We start from the raw sequence: 22,448 nt of genomic DNA on the forward strand, positions 1-22,448 counted from the left end.
CCCCGGTCGAGCTTCCGCATCCCTCAGGCCCCCTCCGGACGAGCTCGGCGAAGCTTGAACGCCTGAAAGCGGCGCAGCCGATCGCAGTCGAGCATCACCGGGTGGTTCGGCGTGAAGTGCTGCACGAGCCTCTCGCGGAGCGCCTGAGCGTCCGGCGCCTCGGCCATGCCGTCTTCGATGAGCGCCCGGTACCGGCTGAGCAAGCGCGCCTCCTCCACCTGCGGGACCGGGTCGACGCCCATGATCGCCGCCAGCACGTCGGCGCTCTCCACGCCGCGCGTCTGGAACGTCGGAACGTCGAGCGCGGCCTCGCCGTCGCGGAGCCGGATGATGCGGATCGAGTCCACGTCGACCGTCGACAGGACATGCGGGCTGTGCGTGGTCAACACCATCTGCATCCGCGGGAAGACCTTCCGGAGCAGGTCGACGACGAGCTGCTGCCAGCGCGGGTGGAGGTGCATGTCCACCTCGTCGATCAGCAGGATCCCCGGCGTCGACCGCGCGGCCTCCTCGCCGAAATGCGGGTTCAGCCGGACACACCGGTGCGCCAGATCCGCGACAAGGGCCACCATGTTGCGCACGCCGTCGCTCAGCATCGACAGCGGTAGCCGGCCGTGCTCCGCGTGCTCGACGACGAGCCTCCGCTGCGCGAACTCCCAGTCCAGCGAGTGCCACCCCGTGGGAGCGAGCACCGTGCGCGTCGCCTTCCGCACCGCCGCGAGCAGCTTCTCCGGTCGCTCGTGCGGCCCGTAGGCCACCGAGGCCGGGCTGCGCGCCGCGTTCGCCATGTCCTCGTACCAGGCCACGAACGTCTTGAACGACGACGACGACGACAGGCAGTCGATGTATCCGGACAGCCGGCCCAGGGTCGCGGGATCCGGCGCTCGCTTGCCCTCCGTCAGCCGATGCTCGCTCCACAGCCGGCCGGTGCCGTAAAAGGCCACGAGTGGCAAGAGCGGCCGGGCCTTCCCGGGCCCCGCCGCGAAGGCGTCGATGCGGTCGCGAAGCCCCTGCGCCGCCCGGCGGAGCTCCTCGGCGTCCTTCGTGGTGGTCCGCGCCCGGGCGTCATCGCCCTTGAGCGCCCGGCTCCACCGGATCCGCTTCCCGTCCACCGTGCCGGACGCCACGATCTCGGTCGGGAGCGCCGCCCTCATCGCGCCATCCGCGGCAGGAACGTGGCGCACGTCCTCGCGCTCGAAGCCCCGGTACTTCCGTATCCCCGACACGGTGTCCACGAACAACCCGAGCGCGATGCCGATCGCATCGAGGATCGCCGTCTTGCCGCGCCCGTTGTCGGCGACGAGCACCGTGAGCTCCCTGTGCAGCTCGACCTCGCACGCCGCGAAGCAACGGAAGTTGCGCAAGGTCAGCCTGTCCAGGTGGAGCATGCTCGACGAGCTCATGCGCGCTCGGCGCGTCCCAGCAGCGCATCGAGCTCGAAGTTGATGGACGACACCCCCCAGCCCGGCTCGTGCTCGAACGGGTTGCGCAGGTAGTACGGCCCCTCGATGCCGTCGTCCTCCGCGACGAGCACGATCGCGAGCAGGAACTTCTCGGCCTGGTTCAGGGCATACAGCATCTCGTTGCGCGTCACGGTCACGGTGGATGCCCCTCGCGCGCGGCCCTTCACCTCGATGTGCCGCGCCTCGGGCAGCTTGCCGTCCACGGCGGGGGGATACGACGTCAGATCCCATCCGCACTTCTGCGACGAGACGTCGACCACGCGGCACCCGCGCGCCTCCTCGGCGCGGCGCACCGCCGCCATCGCCAGCCGCTCGATGCGGCTCCGCGCGGCCGGATCGGCGGAGAACCCCACGTCCGGGGCCTCCTCGCCCCGCAGCGAGCGCAAGAGCCCCAGAGGGACCACCAGGGCGCCGCCGAGCACCACGGGCGTGGCCGACGCGACGTGCCGCATCGCCTGCAGCTCGCGGCGCCGGCCCTCCAGGCGGCCTTCGAGATCCGTGATGGTCCGCCGCGCGTTCTCCAGGTTCAGGCGCACGTCCTTGCCCGCCTGCTGATCGTCGCGCAGCTTCATCCAGCGGTCGGACCAGAACGCGATCTCCTTGCTGAGCCGCTCGTGCACGGCCGCGAGGGTCTTGTCGACGTGCGCGATCCGACGCGCCGCGACCTCCTCGTGATGCGCGGGCACGAGCGCCGTCATGGCCAGCGTCAGCGCCTTGGTCTCCAGGTCGGCGCGGATCCACGGCGCGTCGAGGACCGCCTTCAGCCGCGGGCGATCGCGCTCGTCGAGCGGCTCGAGATCCAGGTGAGGCGCCCACCCCGCGAACGCCGCGGCCCCGTCCGGCGTGACACGGACGAACTGGAGCCGCTTCGAGATGACCTCTCCATGGCCGCTCTTGATCTCGTGCGTGAGCAGGAAGAGCAGGTGCGGCTCCAGGCCGTCGTCCGCCGGGTCGACGAGCACGGCCCCCTTGCGCAGGAGGTTCTCGTGCTGCTCGAGCACGAGGTCCGTCAGCGCGAGCATGAGCGGGTGCCCCGGATGGATCATGGCCGCGCGGGCGACGCCCGGCTTGCTCGGTTGCACCGCGTCCTTGGTGAAGCAGACGCGCTCGTAGCGCCGCACGACCGGCGTCGTGTCACGGCGATTGCGGCCCGTGATCCGGCGATCCCGCTCGCGGATCGACGTCGGGACGTAGGTGATCTCGTAGCGCCCGAGCTCGCGGGGATGAATGGACCCGCCGAGGCTCTCGAACGCCTTCATGAAGAACGACCGCACGAAGAACGGCTGGAGGCGGCGGGCCTCGGCCTTCTCCATCTCCTCCTTCACGGCGAAGAGCCGCTCGGGGTTCATCGACTCCTCGGCGAGCGCGTTGCGATCGAGGATCTTCTTCAGATGGTCGCTGTCGAGCGCCCGCTCGACCTTCTGGTAGAGCTTGGCCCGGACCTCGGGCTGGTCGCCGTAGCGAATGGCTTCGAGGAGGAGCTCCTTCAGGCTCGTCTCCTCGAAGACCTCTCCGAGGATGTCGAACACGCGCCCCTTCAGCGCCTCGTTCTCGACCGCCAGCTTCTGGAGGAGACGGTGATACACGGCGCCCTCCCGCGTCCGCTTGGCGACCAGGTTCCAGAGGTGACAGACCTCCTGCTGGCCGATGCGGTGGATGCGACCGAAGCGCTGCTCGAGGCGGTTCGGGTTCCAGGGCAGGTCGTAGTTCACCATCAGGTTGGCGCACTGGAGGTTCACCCCCTCTCCCGCTGCGTCCGTCGCGATGAGGACACGCACGTCGGGGTCGCTCCAGAACGCGGCCTGGATCCGCTTGCGCTCGTCGCGCGGCGTGCCGCCGTGGAGGGTTACGACCGCCTCGTGCTCGCGGTCGCCGATCACCCCGGCGATCTTCCGGTGCAGGTAATTGAGGGTGTCCCGGTGCTCCGTGAAGACGATGAGCTTGCGCACGCGGCCATGCGCGTCGCGCACCAGCGGGTCGTCCTGAAGGATGCGCGACAGCTCCTCCCACTTGCGGTCCCGGCCGGTGTCGATGACATCGAACGCCCGCTGCACGAGCGCCTGGAGGACGAGGACCTCGCCCTCGAGCTCGCCGACCGTGCGAGCCGCCGTGGCCTGGTCGACGAGCGCCTCCTCGATCCGCTCCTGCTCGTCGGCGGCGAGCTCGTCCTCGTCCTCCGGGACGGCCGCGAAGAGCTCCCCCACGGCGCCGCGATCACACGACGCGCGCCTCTCGTCGCGAAGGCGTTGCTCGAGGCGGGCGTGGCGCCGCTTGAGCGACTGGTAGATGGCCTCCGGGCTCGATGCGAGCCGTCGCTGCAAGGCGGTCAGCGCGAAGCCGACGGAGCCGCGGCGCTGGCCGTCCAGCTCGTCCGCCTTCCCCATCTGCTCCTTCACGTACGTCGTTACGCGCTCGTAGAGCGCGGCCTCGAGCTCCGAGAGCTCGTAGTTGACGGTGTACGCGCGGCGCTCGGGGAAGAGCGGCGTCCCGTCGAACTTGACGAGCTCCTCCTTGACCATGCGGCGCATGAGGTCCGACGTGTCGACCTCGTGCACGCCGTCGCGGAACCTCCCGTAGAAGCGATCCGCGTCGAGGAGGGAGAGGAAGAGCTGAAAATCCGCCTCCTTGCCGTTGTGCGGCGTCGCCGTCATGAGCAAGAGGTGCCGCGTGTGTGCGCCGAGCTTCTCGGCGAGCGCGTAGCGCTTCGTCCGCTCCAGCTTCTGGCCGAAGAAGTGGGCCGACAGCTTGTGCGCCTCGTCGAACACGACGAGGTCCCAGGGCGTGGCGCAGAGCTTGTCGTGCAGCTCGTCGGCGCGCGCCATCTGGTCGAGCCGGACGATGAGGTAGTCGATCTCCTCGAAGGGATTTCCGCTCGGCGAGGCGAGCTCGAGCTCCTTCGAGAACACGCGGAACTCGAGGCCGAACTTCTCGAAGAGCTCGTCGCGCCACTGCTCGACGAGGCCGCCGGGGGCGACGACGAGGACGCGGCGCGCGTCCGCCCGCATCACGAGCTCGCGGATGTAGAGCCCCGCCATGATCGTCTTGCCAGCGCCGGGGTCGTCCGCGAGCACGAAGCGCAGGGGCTGGCGAGGGAGCATCGCCTCGTAGACCGCGGTGATCTGGTGGGGCAGCGGCTCCACGTTCGAGGTGTGGACCGCCATCATCGGGTCGAAGAGGAAGGCGAGGTCGATGCGCTTCGCCTCCGCGGCGAGCTGGAAGGCGGCGCCGTCGCCGTCGAACGACCACGGGCGCGCGGCGGTCGCGAGCGCGAGCGCGGCCTCGTCGGCGCGCGACAGCAGCCGTTCGCGCAGCGCGCCGTCCGGCAGCCGGTAGATGAGCTGAAGCGAGTCCGGCGGGATGGGGATCGCCGCGACCACGGTGACGACGCTCGACGGCTCCACGCCTTCCAGGCTCGCGCCGTTCGTCACGTCCTCGAGCTTCAACGTGTTCCCCTTCCGATCGAAGCGAGCATGCCGCGAGGCGACGCACCGTAGCCGGGCCAGGCTCGCCCAACAAGGGCCGACACCGAGGCGCGGTGCTGGACGGCGCGAGCCGCGCCCCGCCAGAGGATCCTCGCCCTCGGGGCAGCGCGAGCCGCCCCCGCCGCGCAGCGCTCCCCTGGGTAGACGTATCCACGGCCACAGCGCGGCCTTCCGCTGGGCAACGCGGAGCACGTGGACGACGCGTTCGCGAAGGTGCGGGTGGCGGCGGCTCTTCGAGGACCGCCGTCATCGTCGACACCACCGGCTCGACGCGACCGGACGGCCACGCTCGACCGAGTCTACTCTGCTGCGATCATGGGAGGCGATGTCACCGCGGCGGCGCCGCCCAGCAAGCCCAGGGCCACGGCGACGAGCCAGCATAGCCAGGGTGAGCGCGACCAGGCCGGACGCCGCTGCACACGCCCGACCCGGGCGAGCACGTAGTGTGCTCCCACCGCCACGAACGCGGCCGCGACGGCCCGACCTCCGGCACCGCGCAGGGTGAACGCCCCACCCACCGCGGACGCCAGGGCGTCACAGGCGAACGCAAACCCGAATGCGCTGAGCAGCAGCCCGAGATCCAGGCCCCGGGACCTGTCGGGCAGCGGCGCGACGCCACCATCTCGACGAGCCTCGAGAGCCCCGGCGAGAGCGCGCGCGTCAGCCTCCCGGTTGCGCCACGCCACGACAACGTAGTGAGATACCGAAACCGCAACGGCTGCGACCCCCAGCAGCAGCATGGCAGCGTAGACGATGACGATGCGCAACGTCGCCTCTTAACAGTTGGTGATGATGGCGTCGATGCTCAGAATCTCCGCTGCTCCGGCACCGATCGCGCCACCGATTACGCGCACCTTCTCTGCGACGGTGGTAGCACCGACCAGCAATCTAGCTGCCTCGCGCACCCCACCCACGGCGATCACGAACTTACGGAGCTTCACGACCTTCGCCGCAGGAACCGCCACACTGGCGATCACTACGGTGATGGCCGCTGCGCACCTCGTTACCTTCCAAGCGTCGCGGGCTCGCTCGAGAGATGCGGTCGCACTCGAGCTCGAAGCAACATCCGTCCTCTCCTTGGCGACCATGACTTCCATCCGCGGCCCATTTCCCGGCATTTCCGCACGTACGGTCGCAGGTAGCACCGCGAGGCGACAAAGCAAGATACCACGGATGCACGACAACGCACCTCTTCGCCATGGTCGCCCCCCTTCACAATTTGCCCCCACAACAGCCGTACGCACTCGAGAACATAGTGCGTACCGAGCAGGCGTCGACAGGCGGCTCGCAAGCTGCTGGAACTCATCGCCACCGCTCGCCTCGGCGCGCCGCTGCGGAGCGGAGGGCTGAGACGAATTGACCGTCCTCGGTGAGTGCAAGGATGGCTGAAGACGTTCCTGGAGCTCTGGCAGGCGTCACGAGCGATGATCAAGGAGAGCGCGCTCGCCAGGCCTTGGCACGGGGTCGGCGATCAGGACGACGGTGGTGACCCGGAGCGGTTCGAGGTGGAGCTGCGAACCATCAACGACGGCGGCGCTCTGAGGTCGTTCATCGCGGTGCCCGGGTGGCCGCCGCCTGTGCCCGGTAACCCACGACATTTCCTGAGGCATCCCCGGCGGCGCTGCATCGGCGGAACGCAGATCCTGTCGGCCGCCCCCCGCGCGGCGTCCGCCGGCCCCCGCGAAGCATCCGCCGACACCCCGCGAGCCATCCGCCGATGCCCCGCGAGGCATCCGCCGACACCTCGCGAAGCATCCGCCGATGCCTGGCGAAGCATCCGCCGATACCCCGCGAGGCATCCGCCGATACCTCGCGAGGCATCCGCCGATACCTCGCGAGGCATCCGCCGATACCTCGCGAGGCATCCGCCGATACCTCGCGAGGCATCCGCCGATACCTCGCGAGGCATCCGCCGATACCTCGCGAAGCATCCGCCGATACCTCGCGAAGCATCCGCCGATACCTCGCGAAGCATCCGCCGATACCTCGCGAAGCTCCCTCCACCCCCAGCGAACGATCCACGAGGCAAGAACCGCGCCATGGGGCCCTGCTCCGCCCCGCCGTCCGTTCCCCCCGGCGGAGGCTCCGCCGCGTCAGTATTCGACGATCTGCTGGAAGACGATCTCCGAGGACGGCTCCTCGGGATTGATGTTCTTCTCGAGGCTGACGACGAGCTCGAAGCGCGTGAGCGGCACGCTCACGTCCTTGAGCTTGCCGGTGCGGCCGTCGGCGTCGTAGTTGAGCGCGCCGATCCGTTGCCAGGGCGCGCTGCCGTCCGGGCGCGCCCAGACGACGAAGGCGGTGCTGGACGCGTCGAGGCGCTCGGGGGGCGGGAGGTTCTTCGCGGTGACGTCGAGGCGGGTCATGGCCGCATCGAAGTTGATGTCGGCGATGACCACCGCGTCGGCGCCAGGCGCCTTCCCGATGCCCTGCGGCGTGTAGCGCAGCGGGCCCCCGCAGGCGGCCATCATCGCGCACGCGAACGCCACGACGGCGAGCCGCAGCACCTTGGATGCATGTCCTCTCATCTCGGTAGATCCTCCTTCGTCCTCTCTTGCGGGCCGGGACGCCTCGCGGGCGGCCAGCACCGGGCCGGCACCGGCCGGCGGCCGTGACGGGCGCGGCATCATAGCCGCTCGGTCCTCCCGACGGCAGGGAGTGGGGTACTTGCCCCACCCTGCGGGGACACCGGAACCGCCAAGGCGCCATAAGACGCCAAGATCTTTGTGTTTTTCTTGGCGTCCTCGGCGTCTTGGCGGTTCAAAAGACCCCACCTTCAGCCAAGGTACCCCATCACCCGACGGCACGCGTCGCGCTCATCCCGGCGGCAGGCGCCGAGGCGCGGCGCCCGGACGCCTCGGCCGCCCGGTCGCTCCGGCCGCCTCGCCCGGCGCGCCAGCGGGATCCGCACCCGCGGCCTGCCTGACCGACCGCGAAGGCCGGCCCGACGTGCGCCCTGCGCCGCGGGGGCCTCACGCGCGGTCGGGACGCTCGCGCGGCCAGGCTTCACCCGCGGCCAGGGCTCACGCGCGGCCAGGCTTCACCCGCGGCCAGGGCTCACGCGCGTTCGGGCCCGCGCAACGTGGAACGCGGGCGCGACGCCGTGCCGAAGGATTGCGCGCCGAAGGATCGCGTGGCGGAGCGCCGTCCATCGACTAGAGTCCCCGAATCGAGATGGATCTGGCACACACGCGACTCGGAGCGCGCGGCGACCGCTGGGCGACCTCGCGGGGAGTCCTGGAGGTCCGCACGCCCGCGGTCGACGTGGTGACGCGGCGCTTCGAGGGCCACGCGACGCCCGAGCTCATCGAGCCGGCGATCAGGCACCTGGAGACCCTCATCGCATCGGGCCTGCAGCCCATCCTCTTCAACGACTTCGAGCTGGGCACCGGTTATGACAGCGAGGTCAGGGCCAAGCTCACGGCGTGGCACCTGCGGCACGCCGGCGACCTGAAGGAGATCCATATCCTCGTGCGGCCCGGCCTCGTCGCCATGGGCGTCACGGTCGCGAACCTCGCGACGGGCGGCCGCTTCCTCGTGTACACGGACCGCTCGAAGTTCGAGTGGACGCTCGCCAGCGCCCTGACGACGAGGATCACGACAGGGGCCCCCTCGTCGTTGCGCGCGCCGTCCTACTGACGCGTCCCGCGGACGACGCACGCGCCCCGCGGCGCACCGGCGCACGCGTCCCGCGACGCACCGGCGCGCGCGCCCGGCGGCGTCCCGGCGCCCGCGCCCGGGCCACGCGCGCCCCTCACGGGTGCTGCGCGGCCCCGTTCACCTGCGCCTTGCCGGGCCCGAGCGTGATCTCGCTCATCCGGCTCGGGTGCTTGCCTCCGATGGACTCGTAGTGACGGCGGATCACCGCCATGTCCGCCTCGATGTCGCCCGTCGGCTGGAAGACGTGGAGGATCCCGCCGCGCTTCCGCGGAAAGTCGAGGTAGCCGAGCACGATCGGGACGCCGGCGCCGAGCGCCACGTAGTAAAAGCCCGTCTTCCACCGCCCGGTGCGCGAGCGCGTGCCCTCGGGCGCGACGACGAGAATGAGCTCGTCGCGCTGCTTCAGCACCTCGACCACGGCCGCGACCAGGTTGTTCCGGTCGCGCCGATCGACGGGGATGCCGCCGAGCCACCGGAAGAAGAAGCCGAACGGCGGCTCGAACAGGGTGTGCTTGCCGAGCCACGAGAACTCGAGATCGAGCACGTAGCTCACCGCGAGCGTGAACGGGAAATCCCAGTTCGAGGTGTGGGGCGCCGCGACCAGCACCGCCTTCCGCGGCAGCTCCGTCACGCCCTCCACGCGCCAGCCGAACACGGAGAGCCACGTGTGGCCGATGAACCTTCGGATCGCGCGGCGGGCAGCGGAGAGACGCGGAACAGGGGCGCTCGACATGGAGGACCTCGACGGTAAGGAGCCGGAGGGTTGTCGCTGCCCGGGGGGATGTCACGTCACGCTTCCGTCATGCCCGCGCAGCCGCGGCACGACGCAGAGCGGCGCCTGGGGGCGAGGGGGCTCGGGGGGCTCACCGGAGGGGCCGGAGTGCAGGCGAGCCACGAAAGGGGCTCGCCGGAACGCAAGCCCCGGAGGTGAGCCCCCCGAGCCCCCTCGCCCCCAGGCGCCGCCCGGCCGCGCGGGCGATCAGCGCCGCTCGAGGCCGTGCGGCTTGCCCTCGCCGTAGCCGGCCAGCGTCTGCACCCCGATGACCGCCTTCTCGTGCAGCTCGTCGAGGTTCGCCGCGCCGGCGTAGGTGCACGCCGACTGCACGCCGGTGATCATCTCGATCAGGATCGCGCCGACGCTCTCGCGCCCCTCGTGGATGTAGATGCGCGACGTCGAGATGCCCTCGCGAAAGAACGCCTTCTTCGCGCGCTCGAACGGGTCGAGATCGGCGGTGCGCTCGCTGACCGCGCGCGCGCTCGCCATGCCGTAGTTCTCCTTGTAGAGCAGCCCCTCGCGGTCCTCCATCACGTCGCCCGGGCTCTCGTACGTCCCCGCGAGCGCCGTCCCGACCATGACGCGCGACGCGCCGGCCGCCAGGTAGAGCGCCACGTCGCGCGGGTGCCGCACGCCGCCGTCCGCCCAGACGCGCTTGCCGTGGCGCGCGGCCTCGCGGGCGCACGCGAGCACCGACGAGAACGTCGGCCGGCCGGCGCCGGTCTGCATGCGCGTCGTGCACATCGCGCCCGGGCCGACGTTCACCTTCACGATGTCCGCGCCGGCCTCGATGAGCTCCCGCGTGCCCTCCGCCGTGCAGACGTTGCCGGCCACGAGCGGGACGGCGTCGCCCGTCACCCCCCGCACCGCGCGGACCGCCTCGATCATCCGGCGCTGGTGGCCGTGCGCGGTGTCGAGCACGATCGCCGAGACGCCGATCTCGAGGAGGCGGCCGGCGCTCTGCGCCGCCTGCGCCGAGATGCCGATCGCGGCCGCGACCATGAGCTCGCCGCGCGCGTCGAGCGTCGGCCGGAGCAGCTCCAGGCGCACGGCGTCGTCGCGGGTCAGGACGCCGTGGAGCCGCCCCTCGTCGTCGAGCACGGGCACCGCCTTCACGCGCGCGTCCTCCATCAGCAGGAACGCCGTCCGGTTCGGCGTGCCCGCCGCGATGGTGATGAGGCGCGACGACATGAGCGCGGACGCCGGCGTGTACTGGTCCCGGTTGCGCAGGTCGGCGTGCGTGACGATGCCGATGGGGCGGCGCTCGTCGTCGACGACGACCACCATGTCGTGCGACCGCTTCCGGATGATGCCGAGCACGTCCCGCAGCGTCGCCCGCGGCGAGACCGACAGCGGCGTGTCGTAGCGCGGGTCCGCGCGCTTGATGTGGCGCACGATGCGCTCGACCGTGTCGAGATCCATGTCCTGCGGGAGCACGCCGAGCCCGCCGAAGCGCGCCATCGTCTCGGCCATCCGCTTGCCGGTGACGGCGTTCATGTTCGCCGACACGATCGGGTGCGATCCGCCGGGGAAGTCCGTCGGGCAGAGGTCGGTGTCGAGGCGGGAGCCGCCGGCGAAGTACCCGGGGGTCAGGAACACGTCTTCGAGCGCGAGCTCCAGGCTCTCGTCTCGCTCGGGGTGGAGGAAGCGCATGCACAGCTCCGATCTGAGAGGGAATGTCGCCGCGGCCGCGCGCGGCAGCGCGCGAGTCTAGAGCAAGCCGGTCGTGATCCGCGCCCGGCGAGGCGGCGGCGGCGCCCCGGCCTCGCGGCGCGCCGCCGCCGCGGCCGCGCCCCGGCTCAGCCGGCGGCGCCGCCGTCCGCGCCACGGATCACGCCGTCCAGGATCCCGGCGATCCGGGCGGCGGCCGCCTCCGACGAGAGCTCAGGGGGCGGCGCCGCCGGGGCGGGCAGCGCCCCCGTCGCCCGGAAGCGCGCGAGGTGGCGCGCGAGCGCGGCGGCGATGCCGTCGATGTCGCCCGGATCCACGCGCGCGCTGTCGCTCCGGTACGCGAGCAGCTCGTCGACCTCGCGGTTCGCGGTGACGCTGACGATGGGCATCCCCGACGCGATGTAGTCGTAGGTCTTCGCCGAGATGCGCAGCACGACGTGCGGGCCGAACATCGTGAACAGCACGTGCGCCCGCCGGAGCGCGCCGAGCACCTCGCGCTGCGGGATCGAGGGGAGCGCCTCGACGAACGGCGTGAGCCCCAGCCGCTCGAAGCAGCCGCGGTCGTAGTCCGACATCCGGCCGATCTGCCGCAGCACGACGTCGCCCGGCGCGAGCCGCTCGCGGTCGATGAGCCGCCGCAGCGCGGCCCCGACCAGATCGGCCGAGGCCTCCTCCCGCAGCGTGCCGAGGTGGAGGATGACGAAGCTCCGGGGCGGCTCGGGCGCGGGCGCGGGCGCGTACAGCGAGCGATCGAAGTGGTTGCGCACGAACGAGGACTTCGCCGAGAGCCCGGGGAACCGCGCGCGGTACGCCTCGAGCGCGCCCCGCGTGTTGAGGATCACGTGGTCGGCGCCGTCGAGCCAGCGGCGCTCGATGCGCGGCACCAGGGCGCGCCGCGCCCGCTCGGCCAGACCCGAGGGCGGGCCGCTGCCCGTCTCGTGGAGCGAGTACGGGTCGCGCAGGTCGAGGACGAGCGGGACGCCGAGCGCGCGCTTGACGTGGAGGCCGACCGGGCACGCCGAGTACGGGCCGGCGCTCACCACCACGGCCCGCGCGCCGGCGCGGCGGGCGAGCGCGACCGCGGCCCGCGCCCCGTGCGGGGCGTGGGCGATCCAGCGATCGGTGAGCGCCTGGAACGGGCGCAACCCGACGAGCGGCCCCGCGCGCCCCGGAGGGCGCGGGAGCCGCGCGCGCACGGCCGAGAGCGCGGCCCCCGCGGCGAGGACCGCCGGATCGAGGTAGCCGTCGACGACCTCGACCTCGGGCGGCAGCGCGGCGAGGAGCCCGTCGTCGCGCGGGTCGCCGGGGAAGGTCCCCGACAGGACGACGGGGCGGAAGCCGTGGCGCGGCAGATGCCGCGCGAGCTTCACCCAGCGGAAGGCGCCCACGCTCGTCTGGGGCGCGAACGCGGGCGAGATCAGCAGGAACGGGCGCACGGGCGCGGCCTCCATGGCGTCGGCTCAGGCATCGCGGGGGTCAGGCATCGCGGGGCGGGCCCTCGCCGCCTTCGGCCGCGCGGCCGCGGCCGAGCAGGTCCGCGTAGAGCGCGAAGAGCGCGTCGAAGTGCTCGTCGCTCGAGGGGAACCGCTCCCCCGCGGCGCGGGCCGCGGCGGCGCGCTCGCCCCGGGGGCGCGCGAGGACCCGCTCGATCGCGGCCGCGACCTCCGCGGCCGAGGCGCGCGGCGGGTACGCCTCGGCGGCGCCGGGGTGGACGAAGTCCACGGCCGCGCCGGCCGCGGGGACGACGAGCGGCAGGCCGGAGCAGAGCGCCTCGCCGAGCACGAAGCCGAACGTCTCCGCGGCGCCCCCGTGGACGAACACGTCGGCGCTGGCGAGCATCGCGGCGTACTCGGCGCGGTCCTTCGTGAAGCCGATGAAGGTCACCTGGGGCAGGTCGGCCGCGCGGCGCTCGAGCCGCGCCCGCTCGGGCCCGTCGCCGAGCACCGCGAGCGCGACCGGGCGCCGCGACGCGAGCTCCCGCGCCGCGTCGATCACGAGCGCGACCCGCTTCTCGACGGCGAGCCGGCACGCGACGAGGAGCAGCGCGGCCGACGGGTCGTCCGCGAGCCGGCCGAGCAGGGTCCGCCGGAGCCCCGCGTCGGCGCGGGACGGGTGGAAGGCGTCGCGCCGCAGGCCGAAGGTGACGCGGTGGACGCGCTCGCAGCCGTGGCTCGCGAGCTGCTCGGCGATGAACGCCCCCGGGGCGATCGTCGCGTCGAACCGCCGCGACAGGGCCCGCGGCCAGGCGAACAGCGCGCCCTCCAGGGCGCGGGCGACCGCGCGCGGGCGGAGCCGGTCGAGCAGCGGCGCGGCGTACGTGCTGATCTGGTCGGAGTGGTACACGAAGGTGCGGAGCGGGACCCGGCGCTCGGCCGCCACGACGAGCGCGGCCGCGTACGGCGCGCTCGCCTGCAGCACGTCGGGCGCCTCGCGGCGGACGATCGCGCGCACCGCGCCGAGGCGTAGCAGGGCGTGGTAGGTCGGGTCGTACGGCATCGGCGGCCCGGCGACGCGCACGATGCGGCCCTGCTCCAGCGGCACGACCTCGTCGCGCGGCCCGGGCGCCACGACGACCACCTCGTGGCCGCGCCGGCCGCCCTGGCGCACGAGCTCCTCCAGGTACGACCGCACGCCGCCGCCGCGCGACGAGAAGAACTCCGCGACGTCGAGGATCTTCATCCGTTGTGACCCCTTCCCTTCATGAGTGGCTGCCCCCCCGGAGCAGGAGGCCGCCCTTCCACGCGCCGCGCATCCGCCCCGCGCGGTTCAGGACGTGGAGCAGCGCCGGCAGGAACAGCAGCGCCGTCGCGACGCACGCGATCTCGCCGCTCGCCGCGACCCAGCCGAACGAGTTCAGCGCCTGGTTGTCCGCGAAGACGAGCGAGCCGTAGCCGAGCACGGTCGTGTAGCTGCAGAGCGCCACCGGGCCGGCCGAGCGCTTGACCGCGAGCGTCACGTCCCCGGCGAGCAGCCGCGCGCGATCGAAGACGTTGAACGGGTACTCGCAGCCGATGCCGAACGTGATCGGGAGCGCGATGAAGTTCAGGAAGTTGATCTTGACGTCGAGCATGGCCATCGCGACGGCCGTCGCGAGCACGCCGAGCACCAGGGCCGACAGGACCGAGAGCGAGCCCAGGAGGCTGCCGGTCGCGAGCACCACGACGACCGTGACGGCCAGGAACGACGCCGCCGTCGCCAGCGGGCCGTCGCGCTCCATGGAGCGGATCATCTCGGCGAACACCGTCGGCCTGCTCGCCGTGACGACGCGCGTCCCGTCGGGCAGGACCACGTTGCCGGTGGTGTCCGCCATCCTGAGGAGGTTCTTGCCGTTGGAGAACGAGACGTCGTTCTTGTACTTCACGTAGAACACCGTCCCGATGACGCCGTTGTTCTCCTCGAACCTGCGGCGGATGAGGTCCGGCAGGTCCTTCGGCGTAATGACGCGCAGGTCCTCCGGCGGCGTCATCTGCTCGACGCGCGCGCGCTCCTCCGGGGAGAGCGACCTCAGCACGCGCGGGGTGATCCGCTCCCGGATGCGCTCCAGGATCTCGATCTTCTTGCGCTGCTCCTCGGGCGTGCCGGGGAGGACGTCGGCGATCGTCGCGATCTCGGCCACGAGCCGGCCCTCGGGGTCCTTCGCGTCGTTCGCCAGGATCTGCGCCTTGATGGCCGGCACCTGCTCCGGGGTGTCCGCGAGCATCATCGCGCCCGCGACGTTCATCTTGCCGCCGAAGACCTCCGACGCCTTGCGCGACCAGATCCCCGGGCCCTTCTGCTGCGAGCTCTTCGAGCCGAGGCGCGCGAAGTTGTACTCCCACGGATCCTGCACGTACGCGGGGAGCTTCCACGCCGCGAGGGCCAGGACGACCGGCGCGATCGCGAGGAACACGAGCGACCGCCGCGCCGTCACGCGCGCGAGCAGCCGCGCCGCGGGCCCCGCGGCGCCCTCGTCCGAGACGCGCGGCGGCGGGTCGCGCAGCCAGCGCGGGAGCCTCGCCTGGACGCGCTCGATCGCGACGAGCGTCGCGGGCACGAGCGGCACGATGGAGGCCCACACCGCGAGCATCCCGACGAAGCCGATCGTGCCGAACTGGCTGAACCCGCGGAAATGCGTGATCGTGAGCGAGCCGTAGGCGATCGCCGCCACGCTCGCCCCGACGAGCTCCGCCCGGAACGCGTTGAGGACCGCCTCGCGCCGCGCCTGCTCCGCCGCCATGCCGCGCGCGCGGAAGTCGCGGTACCGGGACAGGAGCACGATCGGGTAGTTGACCCCGTTGCCGACGATGATCGCCCCGAGGAACGCGCCGACCGTGTTGACGTAGCCGTACGTCGCCGTCGCGAACGCGTAGCCGGCGCTGGCGCCGAACGCGGTGGGCAGGCCGATCACGATGAGCGACCACGGCGAACGGTAGTAGAAGACGACGCCCCCGAGGATCAGCGCGAGCGCGACGACCGTCGCCCACACCGCCTCGCTGACGAGCGACTTCTGCTCGGCGATCGCGTTCGGGATGTCGCCCGCGTACCCGACCTGCATGGCCGGGTGGAACGACGCGGGCCCGAGGCGCGAGGCGAGCGCGGTCACGTCGTCGAGGAGCCTGGCCGCGTTGCGATCGCCCATCCCGGCGCTGCGCGAGACGATGCGGAGCGCGACCATGCGCCCGTCCTTCGTGGCGAAGTAGCCGCTCGGGAACTCGTCGATCTTCTTCAGGCGCCGCTGCACCTCGTCCCACGTCGCGTCGAGCGAGAGGCCCCCCTTCTCCTCCTTCGCCCCCCCTGCCGGCGCCCCGGCCGCCGCATCGCCGCGGGGCTCGCCCGCGTCGAGGTCGTCGATGAGGCCGCCCCGCAGCGCGAGCTCGAGCTCGATCGCCTCGTCGGCCTCCTCGAGCTCGCGGACGCTCGCGTAGAGCCACTTGTTCGCGTCGAAGAAGCGGCGCACCTCCTTGGTGCCCGACTCGATGGTGCGGATGAGCGACGGCGGCCCGCACGCCGCCCTGCACGCCTCGTCGCGGCACGCCTCGAGGCAGGCCGCGCGCTCCCGGAGCGGCGCCTCGAGCTCGGCCGCGAGCGCGTCGATGAACCGCTCGTTCGCGGCGCGATCCGGCGACTCGGCGATCACGATGAGCTGGGCGCCGCCGTCCATCCGCTTCGCCTGGCGCTCGTAGGCCATGAACGCCGGGCTGTCGCTCGGCAGGAGCTCCCGGAGCTCCGTGCGCAGCTCGAGCCGCGAGGCGTAGCCCCACAGCCCGGCCATGGCGACGAGCGCCGCGATGAGGATGTGCCAGGGACGGCGCCCGCTGAAGTCGACGAGCGCCCCGATCATCCGGAGGAACATGCGAAGAACACCTCGAGCCGGCGCCTCACGCGGCTCGGCGCCGGGCGGGTCTTACCACGCGCGCGAGGCGCGATACGACGGGCTGATTGGGCTTTTTGCGCAGAATCTATGCGCAGAAGGAAGGCTGGATCCCCCGCGGCCGCGGCGCCGCGGCAGGGCGCAGGTGACCGAAGGCGAAGAGGCCGCTGGTGAAGCCCACCCAGGAGCGGAAGTGCCGGAAAGTCTCCAGCCACTGCAGCGCCTTCGGCCCGTCGACGAGGGGGCGGAGGCCGGACTGCGCGGCGTGCTCGCGCGCGTGCACGAAGGCGTTCGCGAGCATCCGCTGCACCACGATCGGCGAGGAGCGCTCGCGCGCGCGCTGCGCCGCCGCGCCGCCGAGCCGGGCCGCGGCCGCGGGGTCCCGCGCGAGCGCGAGCGCGGCCTGGCCGAACGCGGCGTTCGCCCGGTCCTCCGCGAGCGCGCCGCGGCCGGGATCGAGCAGGAGGCCGTTGTAGCCGCTCTGGATCTGCGAGCTCACGCCCATGCCGTCGGCGAACGCGACCGTCGGGGAGCCGCACCAGAGCGCCTCGCTGAGCACGTTGCCGAACGTCTCGCTCAGCGACGCGTGCAGGAAGACGTTCGCGTGCCGGTAGTAGTCCGCGATGCGGTTGTACGGCACCTCGCCCGTCATGATGACCCGCCGCGCGACCCCGAGCTCGCGCGCGAGCGCCGCGTACGCCGCGCTGTCCGGCCCGTCGCCGACGAGCGTGAGCGTGGCCTGCGGGTGGTGCGGCGCGATGTGCTCGGCGAAGATGCGGATGAGCCGGTGCTGCGACTTCTCGCGCGTGTGGCGCCCGGCGCACACGAGGCGCGGGCCGCGCACGTCGAGCCCGCGCTCCTCGAGCAGCGGCGCGTACGGGTCGGGGCCGAGCGGCCGATCGAAGACGTCCTCCGGGACCATCCGCGGGATGACGTGGATGGGCACCGTCACGCCCCGCTCGCGCCAGTAGTCGCGCAGGCCCTCGCTCAGCACGACGAGCCCGTCGCCCTGGTTGTACAGATCCACGAAGAGGCGCTCCATCGGCGCGCGCAGCGTCTTGTGGAGCACCGTGTGGACCGCGCCGATCCGGGAGACGCGCTCCGGCAGGAGCACGTCGTACGCGGCCGCGAGGTGCGTCGTGTTCACGCAGAGCAGCGGGATGCCCCGCATCTTGCGCAGCCAGATGCCGAACTCGACGAGCAGCGTCGTGGTCTGCGCGAAGCAGATGTCGAAATCCCACCGCATCGGATCGAAGACCGAGGACTCCAGGGGGATCGGCAGGTGGACCCCCGGGTACGTGCGCAGCGGCAGGCTCGGCAGGGCGACGGTGCCGGGCGGCATCTCGTCGGCGGACGCCTCCGGATCCCGGGGCCCGATCAGTGTTGCCTGATGACCACAGGTGTTGAGCGCGCGATACAGGGCCCGCGTCTGGAAGACCGCGCCGTTCGCGTAAGGAATGCGCGTGAAGTCGCTGAGGATGGCGACCTTGAGCGGCCGCCCGTTGGCCCCGGAGAGGGAAGCGAAGGGATTCTCCGGAATCGCCGCCTGCGCCTTGACGAAGGAGTGCCCTCCCCGCGCCGGTCCGGGGGATGGAGTGTGGCGCACCGACACGATCGCCTCATGCTGCGCGCGATCGCTGCGGAGGTCACCGAGCGGCTGAATTGCATCCATGGTCATCTTCGTTGCTCCTGGAGAGGCGGCGCGAACCGTGATCGATGACCGATGCGCGCAGCGTGACAGGCGGTGTGACGCGCATGTCGCGCCTCGGGCCATCGTGTCGCTTCCGCGCCTGCGGGCGCGGCCTGCTGCTCGCCACAGCAGCCATTCCTCGTCGGCCGATCGGCCGGGTGATTAGCAAACCTCATGCCGGTTGTCTCGCATGACGCCACGCCCGGCGGTGCGAACGTGGTGTTGCACCTAGCTCCTGCCGGCGCACACCTCGTCGAGCAGGGCACGCGCGGCCGACGGCGCGCTGGGCAGCGCGCGCTCCAGATCGATGCGCGCGAAGTCGGCGGCGCGGGCGCGATCGAAGAAGCGCGCCACGACGCCCCACGAGAGCGACGAGAGCGGGCTCGCCACCGCGACGCCGGCGCGCTCGGCCAGGAGCGCGTTGAGCGTCTGCTCGTGGTGGCGCTCGTCGTGGAGCGTGAGGACCGGCTTGCCCGCGAGCACGCACTCCGCGAGGACGTTGCTGCCGGCGGTGGTCACGACCGCCGACGCCGCCTCGAGGTGGGCGAGGAACGCGTCCGGATCGAACGGCCGCGCCGCCACGCCGGGCACGTCGACGCCGGCGGCGCCGAACGCGATGACGCGCCGGCCCGCGCGCGCGACGAGCTCGAGCGGGCCGCGCGCGTCGTACTCGCTGAAGTAGCAGACGACGGCCCCGGGCTCGACGTCGCGCGCGGCGCCCGCGGCCGGCACCCGGCGCTCCGGCCGCGCGATGACCGTGCCCGGCGCCTCCGGCTCGGCGGGGAGGAAGTGGACCGCGACCGCGTGGCGCGCCCGGGCGGAGGCCCAGGTCGTGCGCCGGCACGCGAGCACCCGCAGCCGCGGCAGCCCCTCGGGCAGGCGGCAGCGCGCGAAGACGAGGTCGTGGCCGATCGCGACCGCGGGGACGCCGAGCGCCCGCGCGGCGAGCAGCGAGGGCAGGTCGCCGTCGCTCACGATCGCGTCGGGCCGGAAGCCCGCCTGCTCGACGAGCTCCTTCGCCACGCGGCGCGGGAGCTCGATCACGCCGGCGAGGCCGCGGTGGATGGGCCGCACGGGGCGGTGCTCCGGCAGCGCGCCGAGCAGCTCCGCGGCCTGGCCGCCGCCGTAGATCCGGAGCTCGTGGCCGCGCTCGCGCAGCGCGCCCGTGATCGCGAGCGCGCGGCTCGCGTGCCCGCGCCCGCGCCCGTGGACGTAGTAGCCGATCCTCGCCACGCGCCGTCAGAGCTCGATGTGCGCGCCCGAGGCCCCGCGGGCGCCGCGCGGGCGGCCCCCCACCCTGCCGTTCGCCCTCCTCGCGGGCGCCCCTCCCGCGAGGACGCCCTCCTTGCCATCGATGATCACGCGCGCGACTCCTTGCCTCATCCCCCGGCGCGCGCGCCCGGCCCGCGGGCGTCGCTCCGGCACCGCGCGCACTCTAGCAGCCGCGCGTCCCGGCGCGGCAACGCGCGCCTCGCCGGGGCGCGCACACCGTCGCCTCCAAGGCGCGACGGCGGCGACGTGCGCTTTGACTCCCCGCCGGCGCAGCGCTCCAATGCGCGCGTAGCCTGGGTCACGCCGGAGCATGATCGCCTCGAGCAGCTTCCACTTGTCGGGAACCCAGGGACAGCACGGCGTCGCCCTGGCGGAGGAGCGCCGCGCGATGGCGCGGGGCCTCCCCACGGCGCTCGTGACGTGGCCCACGTTCGCGGCGCTCGACGTGTTCGTGGTGCTGGCGGTCTTTCCCGGCGCCTCGATCACCCGCCTGCTGCTCTACCGGCTGCTCGGCGAGCTCATCCTGCTCTCGCTCTACGTCCTCGCGCGGCGCGAGCGGACGTCGGCCGAGCTCCTCGACGCGGCGCACGTCTTCGCGGTCTGGTGCACCGGGGGGCTGATCTCGGTGATGGCCCTGGAGTTCGGGGATCTCACCTGGAATTACATGCACGGGCTCTCGATCGTCATGCTGGTCGACGCGACGATCCTGCCCACGCACTTCACGCGCTCGCTCCGGATGACGCTGCCGGTGGCGCTCAGCTTCCCGATCATCATGGGCGCGGGGGCGACGATGGATCCGGCGCTCGCGGCGCAGTGGACGTCGCCGCGGTCGCTCGTGGTGTTCGCCTGCAACTACATCTTCGTGCTCGCCACCGCGATCCTGGTGTCGGCGGCGAGCCACGGGCTGTGGTCGGCGCGCCAGCAGGTCTACGAGGCGCGCAAGCTCGGCCGGTACCGGCTGGTGGCGCCGGTCGGCCGGGGCGGGCAGAACGAGGTGTGGCTCGCCTGGGACGAGTCGCTCCGCCGCGACGTCGCGCTGAAGCTGCTGCGCAGCGAGAGCAAGTCGGAGGCCGACGTGCGCAGCTTCGAGCGCGAGGCGCGCGCGACGAGCCGGCTGACGTCGCCGCACACGATCCGGATCTTCGACTTCGGGGCGAGCAGCGACGGCATCTTCTACATCGCGATGGAGCACCTGGCCGGCGCCGACCTGGCCACCCTGGTGCGCGATCACGGCCCGATGCCCCCCGCCCGCGTCGTGCACTTCGCGCGGCAGCTCTGCCTCTCGCTGGCGGAGGCGCACGACGCGGGCGTGATCCACCGCGACATCAAGCCGCACAACCTGTTCAGCACGCGCGTCGGCGACGAGCACGACGTGCTCAAGGTGCTCGACTTCGGGATCGCCAAGCAGGTGAGCCTCGAGGGGGACGCCACCATGACGGACGTCGGCGTGATCAAGGGGACGCCGACCTACATGTCCCCGGAGATGATCTCGGCCGGCAACGTCGACGCCCGCAGCGACATCTACTCGGCGGGGGTCACGCTCTATTACCTGCTCACGGGGGTGGCCCCGTTCGAGGGCCGGAGCTTCGGCAAGCTCATCTACTCTCACCTGACGATGCCGCCGATCCCGCCGTCGCTCCGCGCGCCCGGCCCGCTCTCCTCGGCGCTGGAGGAGGTGGTGATGCGGTGCCTCGCCAAGCGGCCCGGCGACCGTTACCAGAGCGCGCGCGAGCTGCTCGCGGCGCTCGACGCGTGCGCGCCGGACCCGCCGTGGACGCCGGAGGACGCGAGGAGCTTCTGGGCCGCGCGCGCCGCGATGCCGCGCGGCGAGCCGCCGCCCCCGGACCCCGGCCCCACGGTGCGCCTGCGGCCGGAGAAGGCCGCCTCCGTGGCCTGAAGCGGGGCCGCGGCGGGGAGCGGCCGCTCGCCGCGCGCCACGAGGATCGCGTTGAACAGGGAGAGCGCGCTCTCGTCCCACCCCGAGCAGCCGGCGAGCGCCGCGATCCGGTCGGGATCGTACGGCGTGGAGGCCGCCCGCACCATGGCCGCGGACAGGGCGGGGAGATCGCCCAGCGTCACGAGCTCGCCGAGCTCGGGGCTCTTCAGCACGTCGGGGATGCCGCCGACGCGGGTCGCCACCACGCGGCGGCCGGAGGCGAGCGCCTCGATCACCACGTTGGGCGTGCCCTCGTGGTGGCTCGGGAGGACCAGCGCGTCGCACGCCGCGACCCAGCGCGCGACGTCGGCGTGCGGCAGGTGGCCGGTCACGACGACGCGGCCGCCGAGCGGCGCGGCCGCCGCGCGGCACGCCGGCTCGTCGGCGCCGCCGCCCACGAGGACGAGGTCGAGATCCGGGTGCGCCGGGGCGATCCGCGCGAACGCGGCGATCGCGTCGAGCGCCCCCTTGTCGCGCAGGAGGTGCCCGACGTAGAGCAGCGTCCGGCGCCCGGCCGGGCGGCCCAGGGCGGCGCGGGCCTCGCCCCTGTCGCGCGGCCGGAACACGCCGCGATCGACGCCGTTCATGACCACGTCGATGCGGTCGCGCGGGACGCCGAGCGCGTGGACCCCCTCCGCCAGCGGCCGGCTCACGGCGACCACCCGGGTCGCGCGCCGGAGCCCCCACGAGAGCGCCGGCCTCACCGCCGGCTGCTGGGAGAGCACGTCGACGTCCGAGCCGTGCACCTTGACGACCGAGGGGACGCCGAGCAGCTCCGCGAGGCAGACCGCGGCGAAGCCGTCCGGATAGGCGAACGATCCGACGATGACGTCCGGCGCCGGGTGGCGGCGGGTAAGCTCGACGAGCATCGAGGCCGCGTAGAGCGGGCCGTTGAGGTACGGGGCGACCCTGGGCAGGTAAAGGAACCTCGGGTGGCGCACCGGCATCCCGTCGATCACCTCCTCGCGGGGCGCCCTGGTCGAGATGGCCCACCGGGAGAACCTCGACGCCCCGGGGAACCAGGGGATCGTGGCGAAGACATCGAGGTCGCAATAGCGAGAGAGCGCGGCGAACTGACGCCGGTTGTACGGCGCCTGGCCCGGGTTCATCTCGTTCGGGAAGATCTTGGTGATAAGCAGGATGCGCATA

15 protein-coding genes and 1 pseudogene are annotated in these 22,448 nt (G+C 72.7%); 2 read left to right on the forward strand and 14 right to left on the reverse strand.

Going from position 1 to position 22,448, the window contains the following annotated elements; translation table 11 throughout:
• Window positions 1-23: 23 nt before the first annotated feature.
• From WMF31_RS31430 to WMF31_RS31450, 5 genes are all read right to left on the reverse strand, one after another.
• A complete protein-coding gene (locus WMF31_RS31430; protein ID WP_436605474.1) occupies window positions 24-1,403 on the reverse strand; it encodes an AAA family ATPase in 1,380 nt (459 codons plus the stop codon).
• Window positions 1,400-4,906 (reverse strand): helicase-related protein, encoded by a 3,507-nt coding sequence (locus WMF31_RS31435; RefSeq protein WP_436605475.1) that lies wholly within the window; start codon window positions 4,904-4,906, stop codon window positions 1,400-1,402. The genes WMF31_RS31430 and WMF31_RS31435 overlap by 4 nt, the downstream gene beginning before the upstream one ends.
• A 338-nt stretch (window positions 4,907-5,244) precedes the next feature.
• Window positions 5,245-5,712, reverse strand: coding sequence for a hypothetical protein (locus WMF31_RS31440; protein ID WP_436605476.1), 468 nt, complete (start codon window positions 5,710-5,712; stop codon window positions 5,245-5,247).
• A 9-nt stretch (window positions 5,713-5,721) separates the two neighbouring features.
• A complete protein-coding gene (locus WMF31_RS31445; protein WP_436605477.1) occupies window positions 5,722-6,033 on the reverse strand; it encodes a hypothetical protein in 312 nt (103 codons plus the stop codon).
• A 1,005-nt stretch (window positions 6,034-7,038) separates the two neighbouring features.
• Window positions 7,039-7,473 carry a hypothetical protein gene (locus WMF31_RS31450; protein WP_242515905.1) on the reverse strand — a complete coding sequence of 145 codons (435 nt, stop codon included), beginning with the start codon at window positions 7,471-7,473 and terminating at the stop codon, window positions 7,039-7,041.
• Between the two features lie 646 nt (window positions 7,474-8,119).
• Between WMF31_RS31450 and WMF31_RS31455 the strand changes: the two genes are divergently transcribed.
• Entirely contained in the window at window positions 8,120-8,584 is a 465-nt protein-coding gene (locus WMF31_RS31455) for a hypothetical protein (RefSeq protein WP_436605478.1), read from the forward strand.
• A gap of 115 nt (window positions 8,585-8,699) precedes the next feature.
• Here WMF31_RS31455 and WMF31_RS31460 read toward each other — a convergent pair whose 3' ends face one another.
• From WMF31_RS31460 to WMF31_RS31495, 8 genes are all read right to left on the reverse strand, one after another.
• Window positions 8,700-9,338, reverse strand: coding sequence for a lysophospholipid acyltransferase family protein (locus WMF31_RS31460; RefSeq protein WP_436605479.1), 639 nt, complete (start codon window positions 9,336-9,338; stop codon window positions 8,700-8,702).
• A gap of 246 nt (window positions 9,339-9,584) precedes the next feature.
• Window positions 9,585-11,033 (reverse strand): GuaB1 family IMP dehydrogenase-related protein, encoded by a 1,449-nt coding sequence (locus WMF31_RS31465; protein ID WP_436605480.1) that lies wholly within the window; start codon window positions 11,031-11,033, stop codon window positions 9,585-9,587.
• A gap of 146 nt (window positions 11,034-11,179) precedes the next feature.
• The gene (locus WMF31_RS31470) at window positions 11,180-12,502 is read right to left on the reverse strand and encodes a glycosyltransferase (RefSeq protein ID WP_436605481.1); all 1,323 of its coding nucleotides are present in this window, start codon (window positions 12,500-12,502) and stop codon (window positions 11,180-11,182) included.
• Window positions 12,503-12,527: 25 nt separating this feature from the next.
• Entirely contained in the window at window positions 12,528-13,730 is a 1,203-nt protein-coding gene (locus WMF31_RS31475) for a glycosyltransferase (protein WP_436605482.1), read from the reverse strand.
• A gap of 19 nt (window positions 13,731-13,749) precedes the next feature.
• Entirely contained in the window at window positions 13,750-16,383 is a 2,634-nt protein-coding gene (locus WMF31_RS31480) for an MMPL family transporter (RefSeq protein WP_436605483.1), read from the reverse strand.
• Window positions 16,384-16,489: 106 nt separating this feature from the next.
• A complete protein-coding gene (locus WMF31_RS31485) occupies window positions 16,490-18,079 on the reverse strand; it encodes a glycosyltransferase (RefSeq protein WP_436605484.1) in 1,590 nt (529 codons plus the stop codon).
• A gap of 240 nt (window positions 18,080-18,319) precedes the next feature.
• Window positions 18,320-19,324, reverse strand: a complete 1,005-nt coding sequence (locus tag WMF31_RS31490) for a glycosyltransferase family protein (RefSeq protein WP_436605485.1) — start codon at window positions 19,322-19,324, stop codon at window positions 18,320-18,322.
• A gap of 6 nt (window positions 19,325-19,330) precedes the next feature.
• On the reverse strand, window positions 19,331-19,453 hold the full coding sequence (locus tag WMF31_RS31495) for a hypothetical protein (RefSeq protein ID WP_436605486.1): 123 nt from the start codon (window positions 19,451-19,453) through the stop codon (window positions 19,331-19,333).
• Window positions 19,454-20,153: 700 nt separating this feature from the next.
• On the opposite strand from WMF31_RS31495, the pseudogene WMF31_RS31500 reads away from it, so the two are divergent.
• Window positions 20,154-21,038, forward strand: a pseudogene (locus WMF31_RS31500) (serine/threonine-protein kinase); the annotation flags it as partial.
• Between the two features lie 38 nt (window positions 21,039-21,076).
• On the opposite strand, the gene WMF31_RS31505 reads toward WMF31_RS31500, so the two are convergent.
• A complete protein-coding gene (locus tag WMF31_RS31505) occupies window positions 21,077-22,447 on the reverse strand; it encodes a glycosyltransferase family 4 protein (protein WP_436605487.1) in 1,371 nt (456 codons plus the stop codon).
• Window position 22,448 lies beyond the last annotated feature (1 nt).

This window comes from Sorangium sp. So ce1036, assembly GCF_051369805.1.
Classification (GTDB): domain Bacteria; phylum Myxococcota_A; class Polyangia; order Polyangiales; family Polyangiaceae; genus Sorangium; species Sorangium cellulosum_F.

Coding starts and splice junctions, on each gene's coding strand:
- WMF31_RS31430 (WP_436605474.1), bottom strand. CDS start 1,403: ATGAGCTCGTCGAGCATGCTCCACCTGGACAGGCTGACCTTGCGCAAC.
- WMF31_RS31470 (WP_436605481.1), bottom strand. CDS start 12,502: ATGGAGGCCGCGCCCGTGCGCCCGTTCCTGCTGATCTCGCCCGCGTTC.
- WMF31_RS31475 (WP_436605482.1), bottom strand. CDS start 13,730: ATGAAGATCCTCGACGTCGCGGAGTTCTTCTCGTCGCGCGGCGGCGGC.
- WMF31_RS31450 (WP_242515905.1), bottom strand. CDS start 7,473: ATGAGAGGACATGCATCCAAGGTGCTGCGGCTCGCCGTCGTGGCGTTC.
- WMF31_RS31480 (WP_436605483.1), bottom strand. CDS start 16,383: ATGTTCCTCCGGATGATCGGGGCGCTCGTCGACTTCAGCGGGCGCCGT.
- WMF31_RS31445 (WP_436605477.1), bottom strand. CDS start 6,033: ATGGTCGCCAAGGAGAGGACGGATGTTGCTTCGAGCTCGAGTGCGACC.
- WMF31_RS31460 (WP_436605479.1), bottom strand. CDS start 9,338: ATGTCGAGCGCCCCTGTTCCGCGTCTCTCCGCTGCCCGCCGCGCGATC.
- WMF31_RS31485 (WP_436605484.1), bottom strand. CDS start 18,079: ATGACCATGGATGCAATTCAGCCGCTCGGTGACCTCCGCAGCGATCGC.
- WMF31_RS31455 (WP_436605478.1), top strand. CDS start 8,120: ATGGATCTGGCACACACGCGACTCGGAGCGCGCGGCGACCGCTGGGCG.
- WMF31_RS31465 (WP_436605480.1), bottom strand. CDS start 11,033: ATGCGCTTCCTCCACCCCGAGCGAGACGAGAGCCTGGAGCTCGCGCTC.
- WMF31_RS31505 (WP_436605487.1), bottom strand. CDS start 22,447: ATGCGCATCCTGCTTATCACCAAGATCTTCCCGAACGAGATGAACCCG.